This window comes from Brunnivagina elsteri CCALA 953, assembly GCF_002289455.1.
In the GTDB taxonomy this organism is placed as follows: domain Bacteria; phylum Cyanobacteriota; class Cyanobacteriia; order Cyanobacteriales; family Nostocaceae; genus Brunnivagina; species Brunnivagina elsteri.
Window position 1 is genome coordinate 1 of record NZ_NTFS01000760.1, and the last position, 1294, is coordinate 1294.

Below are 1294 nucleotides of genomic sequence, written 5' to 3' on the forward strand. Positions count from 1 at the left end.
AATTATCAATTTTCTGTGAAAATAATACTGATTTTTGAAAGAGAAGATTGATACTCTTGCCTGTGAAGGTTAAGCTATTACAACGTAAACAGCTAACTGATTGGTCTTGAGAATTGCAATGACCGTTAACAGCTTATCAAATAGTCAGGGCGATCGGCATCTTTTAAAATCGAAGGATAAACGCCTAAAATTACAGAACACGCAAGAAAAGATGTACAGCTTTTTACTGAGAATTGTCAAAAGCTGGCAACCAGATGAAGTTTTGCGGGTATTTAAGCGCTCTTTTATTGATTGCTTAAATTCAGAAGCGAGTAAATCTTCACTGGGAATATATATTGTTTTGTTAGAGCATAGTGAGGAGGAGTTTCGTCATACAATAAAACGCTGTTGTTATATATTAATTAATAATTGGGAAAGTACTAGAAGACACCAGTATATTCGAGAGTTAGTGGAATTATTTATTAATCTTAAATTAAAGATAAACCCAAATACTCCTAACAAGTTGAGACTGGCAAGAACTTGGTTAGATAATTTTGCGAGAAGTACGGATTATGAAGAATTGGAATTATTTGCTTACCGAAGTGAGGAAGTAAAAGGACATTGGGTTAATCGTTATAGTTCGTATTTGTTGTTTGCCCAATCTTTGAATGAAAATAATTCTCAGGAACAAAAAGAAGCTGCAAGAAAACTTTCTAGAGTTTTAAAGGATAAATTCAAGTTTGAACTAGCGATGTATATTGCGCGATCGCAATTGAATTTTAGTAGTTCTACCAGCATTCCACGGCATCAAAATCCAAGCAGTTTAGGCGATAATGTGATTCGGCTGATTAAGACTATAGTTGTTAGAAAAGGGGCTTTTAGCTACGAAAATATTGCTAATATATTCTTGAAACAAACTCAGAATGAATTATTTTATGATTTTAAAAAGAGTTTATTAAGATACTTGATATTTTCGGTGCAACAGGAAGAGTTTACGAATACATTACAGCAACAGTTATCGGAAAAATTTAATTCATGGAAAGTAGAATATGACGATAAACTGATTAGCAAAGAGATGTTATTGCGAATTTGCAACCGAACTATTGACTTTTTGACAACAGAAAATGGTCGAGAACCATCGAAGTTATTTATGCTGCTATTATCTCCGGGGAATCCATTAACATTAGTTGTTGTGCTACTCAAACTTATTTTGATTTCTAATCATTCGCGCAGCCATTTAGAAATGAGAATAGCTAATCTAATTCGTTATTACGATCAATATCTAGAAAGCGAGTGTACTTGGTTTATTAATTTC

1 protein-coding gene is annotated in these 1294 nt (G+C 33.1%); it reads left to right on the forward strand.

Features of this window, described 5'->3' with window-relative positions; all coding sequences use genetic code 11:
* Positions 1-118: 118 nt before the first annotated feature.
* The coding region (locus tag CK510_RS30510) for a Sll1247 family protein (protein ID WP_095725137.1) at positions 119-1294 on the forward strand (1176 nt) is incomplete at its 3' end.